Source organism: Kitasatospora sp. NPDC091257, assembly GCF_044757675.1.
Lineage (GTDB): Bacteria > Actinomycetota > Actinomycetes > Streptomycetales > Streptomycetaceae > Kitasatospora > Kitasatospora lactacystinica.
Window position 1 is genome coordinate 1 of sequence record NZ_JBIVVI010000561.1, and the last position, 5,726, is coordinate 5,726.

Below are 5,726 nucleotides of genomic sequence, written 5' to 3' on the forward strand. Positions count from 1 at the left end.
CGAAGGGGCGGACGCCCCCACCGGTGGGCCGGGAGGCCCCTTTGCCAGGTCGGACGGCGTCGGCCAGGATGGGATCTGTCAGCGATCCGCGCTCACCATGCGCCGTACCCCACCCTGAGGTGAGCACCATGCCCCTCAGCCCAGCCGTCGACTCCCCCGCCCGTCCGGCGGACGCACCTCGGCACCGCTCCACCCGGCCGACCCGGATACCCGGCGGCAATCCCGTGCTCGCGGCCCGCTTCGCCGTCCCCCCGATTCCGGGGACCTTCGTGCACCGGCCGCGGCTGGCCGAGCGCCTCGGCGACGGTCTCCGGACGTCCCTCCTGCTGGTGAACGCCCCGGCGGGGGCCGGGAAGACCCTGCTCGTCGCCGACTGGCTGGCCAGGACGCGGCTGAGCGGTTCCGCGGTCTGGCTCACCGTGGAACGGGAGGACAACGCGCCGGGGGTCTTCTGGGCCTACCTGCTGGAGGCCCTCCGGCACCACGGCGTCGCCCTGCCGGACGACATCGGCACCCCCGCCCGGGCCGACGAGGTCGATCACACGCTGCTGGCCCGGCTGGCCGCCCACCTGAGCCGCCGCGAGGCTCCCGTGGTCCTCGTCCTCGACGAGTTCGACCACGTGTCGTCCGCCGAGGTGGCGTCCGGACTCCACTTCCTGCTCGGCCACGCGGGCCAGGGGCTGCGGCTGGTCCTGATCGGCCGCACGGAGCCGCGCCTGCCGCTCCACCGCTACCGCGCCTCCGGTTGCGCCACCGAGATCCGGGCCGCCGACCTGGCCTTCCGCCCGCGGGAGACCGCCGCGCTGATGCGGCGGCACGGCCTCGCCCTCTCCGCCGGGACCGTCCGGACGCTGACCGAGCGGACCGGCGGCTGGGCCGCCGGTCTGCGACTGTCCGCCCTGGCCGCCCAGGGCGCCGCCGACCCCGAGGCGTACCTGAAGGAGTTCGAGGCCTGCCGCAGCACGGTCGCGGACTTCCTGCTCGCCGAGGTCCTCGACACCCAGCCCGCCGAGACCCAGGACCTCCTGCTGCGCACGAGCGTCCTGGACCAGATCCACCCCGAGCTGGCCGACGCCCTGACCGGCCGGACGGACGGCGCGCGGATCCTCGCCGACCTCGCGCGCGCCGACACCTTCGTCGAACCCGTCGGCCGCTCCTGGTACCGCTGCCACCCGCTGTTCGCCGAGATCCTGCGCGTCCAGCTGGCGGCACGCAGCCCGGGGCTGGACCGGGCGCTCCACCGCAGGGCGGCCCGCTGGCTCACCGCGGCCGGACACCTGACCGACGGGCTGGTGCACGCCGCCGCGGCCGGTGACTGGGAGTTCGCCGCGACGCAGGTCGTCGACCGGCTGGCCATCGGACGGCTGTTCACCGGCCGCGACGCGGACCGGCTCGACCGCCTGTTCGCCGACATGGCGCCCGACGCCCGGGGGCCCGCCCCGGAACTGGTCCGGGCGGCCCGCGACCTCGCCCGCCACGACGTGGACCGCGGACTCGACCACCTCCGACGCGCCGAGACGCTGCTGTCCGAACGCGATGCCGAGGACGTTCCGACGGCCCTGCTCAGCGCGGCCCACCTCCGGGTGCTGGCGGGCCGACTGCTCGGCTCGGCCGACATGGCCCGGGCCGCCGCCGTCCAGGCCGCGCGGCTGGAGGAGGACGTCCCGCCGGGTCTGCTGGGCGAGCACCCGGAACTTCCCGCGCTCCGGCTGACCGACCTCGGATCCGCACTGCTCTGGAAGGGCAGCCTCGACGCCGCCGGGGCGGCCCTGTCCGCCGCCGCCGCGGCGGCCGACGACCCCACCACGGCCTGCCCGCGCCACGAATCGCTCACCCGACTCGCCCTGATCGACGTGCTGCGGGGCAGGCCGGGGCCGGCGGAGGCCCACCTGCGGAAGGCGGGGGCCGAGGCCGAACGCTCCGGGCTGTCCCCGGAATCCCGCACGGGGGCCGGCCAGCTCGTGCTGGCCGCGCTCGCCGTCGACCGCGACGACCTGCCGACCGCGCGGGCGGCGATCGACCGGGCCGCCCGGTCGGCCGCGGCCGACCACGACCCGGCCGTCACCGCGGGAATCGCCATCGTCCGGGCGAGGACGCTGCTGGCCGAGGGCCACCCCCGCGCGGCCCTCGACCTCCTCGGCGGGCTCGCGGACGGCGGTCCCGCCACCGACCCCCCGCCGCCCTGGGTGCGGGAGGCCGTGGCCGTGGCCGTCTCGGCCGGGCACCTCGCCGAAGGGGACCCGGCCGCCGCGCTGGAGGCGCTGGAGCGCAGTGGCGCGGACGGTCCGGAACACGCCGTCGCCACCGCCCGGGCGCACCTCGCCGCCGGGGAGAACCGAAGCGCCCTGCGGATCCTGGAGGCGGTCCCGGAGCGCGACGGCCACGGGCCCGCGATCACCGTACGGGTCCTGCTGGCCCGGTCCCAGGCGGCCTTCGCGCTCGGCGACGAGGCCGCGGCCCAGCGCCTGCTCGCCCGCGCCCTCGCGGTCGCCCGGCCGGAGCGGCTGCGCCGGCCGTTCCGGGACGCCGGGCCGTGGCTGCGGCACCTGCTGCACGCCCGGCCCGAGCTGGCGGACTCCCACGGCTGGCTGCCCGCCGACCTCCTGCCCGGCCTCCCGGCCGGGGCGTCCGGGGACACCGCCGCGACCGACGCCCTGGTCGAACCGCTGAGCGACCGCGAACTGGACGTCCTGAGACTGGCGGCGCAGATGCTGTCCACGGAGGAGATCGCCGCCGGGCTGTTCCTCTCGGTGAACACCGTCAAGACGCACCTCAAGAGCATCAACCGGAAGCTCTCCGTCACCGGGCGCAACCGGGCCGTGCGGCGGGCGCGCGCACTGGACCTGCTCTGACCTCGCGCCGCCCCCGCGGCGGCCGGCCCGCGCCTACCCCGCCCGGGTGCGCCGGTGCCTCCGGGCACGGAACCAGCGCCAGCCGACGGCCACCGCACTCAGCCCGAGCAGCACGAGGAACATCGCGAGCCACGCGTGGCCGGCGACCCGGGCCCCGGTGAGCAGCACGAACAGCACCCCGCCCGCGGTCGCCAGGCACGCCACCACGGTCCGCAGCGCCACCAGGAGCATGCCCGGACGCAGGATCGACGAGGTCCTCCTCGCCTGGGCCGCCGCGGACGCCGTCAGCCCGAACCGGAGGAGGGCCCGGTCGGCGAGCTCGCCGGTGGCGCGGCAGTACATCTGTCCGCAGGCGGGCACCCACACGAACGGCACCACGGTCCCGACGAGGAGCAGCACGCCCAGGCCGGCCCAGCCGAGCCACTTGCGCACGGCCGAACGCGCCGGGTCCTCGGGGGTCAACAGGCCGATCAGATAGGCCTGGCGGCGGACGACGGACGGCCAGGAGGCCTCGTCCCGCCCCCCGGTTCCGGCCCGCGCCGCCTTCCGCAGGGCCTCCTGCGCCTGCTCCACCGTCGGATGGACCCCCTGCACCACCAGGATCTGTGCCGCCGCGTCGTCGCCACAGGGGTCGTGGCCGGCCAGGGCCGCGAGCTCCAGCACCATGCGCAGCTGGGCGAGCAGCGCGGCGACGAACGCGACCGGGAGCAGGAGCAGGAACGGGCCCCCGAGGAAGGAACCCTCCACCACGGTCCGGCGCACACCCCGGTCGATGATCTGCTCGGTGGGATCCTGCCGGGCCGTCCCCGCCTGCCCGGGTCCGCGCAGCGCCGCGGCCGTCTCGGCCGCCTGGGGGCCCAGGTAGTCGACCACGAAGGCCGCCAGCCGCTCGGGCATGTGGGAGGGATCCGCCCGGAGCGTCCTCAGCAGTCGTCCCACCACGCCGGGCCGTCGTCGCCGCGCACTCTCCGATCCGCCCATCAGCCGCAGAATAACCCCGCCGGTCGGCAGCCGCCCCGGGGCCGGATCACCCGGCCCGGGTGATCGGGGACGAACCCGCGGCGCGTCCCGCCTCCCGGCCGTTTGACCTTGACACGGTGACAAGGCTTTCACTGCTGCCGAGGAGGTGGTCCTGATGGTCGGGGCGGAAGAGGACACGAACACCCTGCGGGCCCTGCGGGGTCTGGCGCACGACGACTCGTCGGTCCGGCTGCGGGCGGCGATGGCCGTCGGCAGCGACCCGCACCCGCGGTTCGTCGGCGGGCTGGTCGAACGGTGCGCGGTCGAGCCCGAGTTCACCGTGCGCGAGATGCTCACCTGGGCGCTCACCCGGCACGAGGCCGCGGTGACGGTCCCGCTGCTGCTCGACGAGGTGCGCGCGGACGGTGCCCAGGCGCGGAGCCAGGCCCTGCACACCCTCTCCAAGATCGGGGACCGGCGGGCCTGGCCGGCGATCACGCCGGCGCTGCTGGCCGACGCCGACGAGGAGGTGGCCCGCAGTGCCTGGCGGGCCGCGGTCGTGCTCGTGCCCGACGGTGGGGAGCGCGAGTTGGCCGTAGTCTTGGCCGCTCAGCTCGGACGCGGCGGACGCGGGACGCGGTTGAGCCTCAGCCGGGCGCTGATCGCGCTCGGGGAGGCGATGCTGCCGGCACTGGACGCCGCGACGGCGGACCCCGACCCCCGGGTGCGCGCCCACGCGCTCGCCACGGAGCGGCTGTGGCGCGACCCGGACGCCGGATTCGAGTTCGCGATCGAGGAGGCGAAGCGCACGGCGGTCCTCGGCGAGGGCCGCCGGGAGGGACGGTAGGCAGTGTTGATCGGCGACGTGGCACGGCGCTCCGGGGTCAGCGCCCGCATGCTCAGACACTACGAGTCGCTCGGACTGGTGCGGCCGACGGGCCGTACCGGCTCCGGCTACCGCCGGTACGCCGACGAGGACATCCGGCGGATCTTCCACATCGAGAGCCTGCGGTCGCTGGGCCTGTCGCTGCGCGACGTCGGGCGGGCCCTCGACGACCCCGGTTTCGCGCCCGCCGAACTCGTCGCCGACCTCATCCGCCGCACACGCGAACGCATCGCGGCGGAGACCGAGTTGCTCACCCGGCTGCGGCGGATCGACGCCGCGGGACCGGCCGGCTGGGAGGAGGTGCTCCAGGTCGTCGCGCTGCTCCAGGCCCTGGAGTCGAAGAGCCCGGGGGCGCGGCAGCGCGCCGCGCTGTCCGCGGGCGAGGACGTCGCGGTGCCGGTGGAGGCGCTGGTCGAGGCCGTGCTGGGCGAGTCGGACCCGAACGTCGCCGGGGCCCTCCGCTGGGCGCTGGCACAGGCCGGCGGCGCCGGGGCGGCCCTGCTCGCGCAGGGCCTGCGCTCGCCCGCGGCCGAGGTGCGCGAACGTGCCGTACGGTCCCTCGCCGAACTGCCGGACGGCACCGCGACCGCACTGCTGCGGGACGCCCTCGGCGGCCCCGACGCCGTGGTCCGCAGGTACGCGGCGCTGGCGCTCGGCGCCCGTGGCGTCGCCGACGCGGTCCCGACGCTCATCGACATGATCGTCGAGGCGGCGAACGACGCCGACGCGGCCGACACCCTGGGCGCGCTGGCGAACGACCCCGCGCTGGCGGACCGGATCGCCACCGGGCTGGTCGACCGACTCGCCCTCGACGGCGTCGGACCGGACGCCCGCCGGAGGCTGGCCCAGGCGCTCGCGGACGTCCCGGGGAGCACGACGTCGCGCGCCCTCGCGGAGCTGACGCGGGACGAGGACCGTGCGGTCGCGCTGACCGCGACGTACATTCTCAAGCTGCGCGACACGCGGTAGTCGCGACCGCGATCGGGGGATCCGATCGGGGCAGGGGTGACCGGGGGTTCGAGGGTGGG

The 5,726-nt window shown here is 76.6% G+C and carries 4 protein-coding genes; 3 read left to right on the top strand and 1 reads right to left on the bottom strand.

The window, feature by feature from the left end:
• The first annotated feature begins 128 nt into the window (after window positions 1-128).
• Window positions 129-2,852 (top strand): LuxR C-terminal-related transcriptional regulator, encoded by a 2,724-nt coding sequence (locus tag ACIQOV_RS24300; protein WP_401051692.1) that lies wholly within the window; start codon window positions 129-131, stop codon window positions 2,850-2,852.
• A gap of 33 nt (window positions 2,853-2,885) precedes the next feature.
• Here the strand turns inward: ACIQOV_RS24300 and ACIQOV_RS24305 are convergent, their stop codons facing one another.
• Window positions 2,886-3,749: a hypothetical protein gene (locus tag ACIQOV_RS24305; protein WP_401051694.1), complete on the bottom strand. Its 864-nt coding sequence runs from the start codon at window positions 3,747-3,749 to the stop codon at window positions 2,886-2,888.
• Window positions 3,750-3,987: 238 nt separating this feature from the next.
• On the opposite strand from ACIQOV_RS24305, the gene ACIQOV_RS24310 reads away from it, so the two are divergent.
• Window positions 3,988-4,659 carry a HEAT repeat domain-containing protein gene (locus ACIQOV_RS24310; protein WP_401051696.1) on the top strand — a complete coding sequence of 224 codons (672 nt, stop codon included), beginning with the start codon at window positions 3,988-3,990 and terminating at the stop codon, window positions 4,657-4,659.
• A 3-nt stretch (window positions 4,660-4,662) separates the two neighbouring features.
• Window positions 4,663-5,667: a HEAT repeat domain-containing protein gene (locus ACIQOV_RS24315; RefSeq protein ID WP_401051699.1), complete on the top strand. Its 1,005-nt coding sequence runs from the start codon at window positions 4,663-4,665 to the stop codon at window positions 5,665-5,667.
• Window positions 5,668-5,726 lie beyond the last annotated feature (59 nt).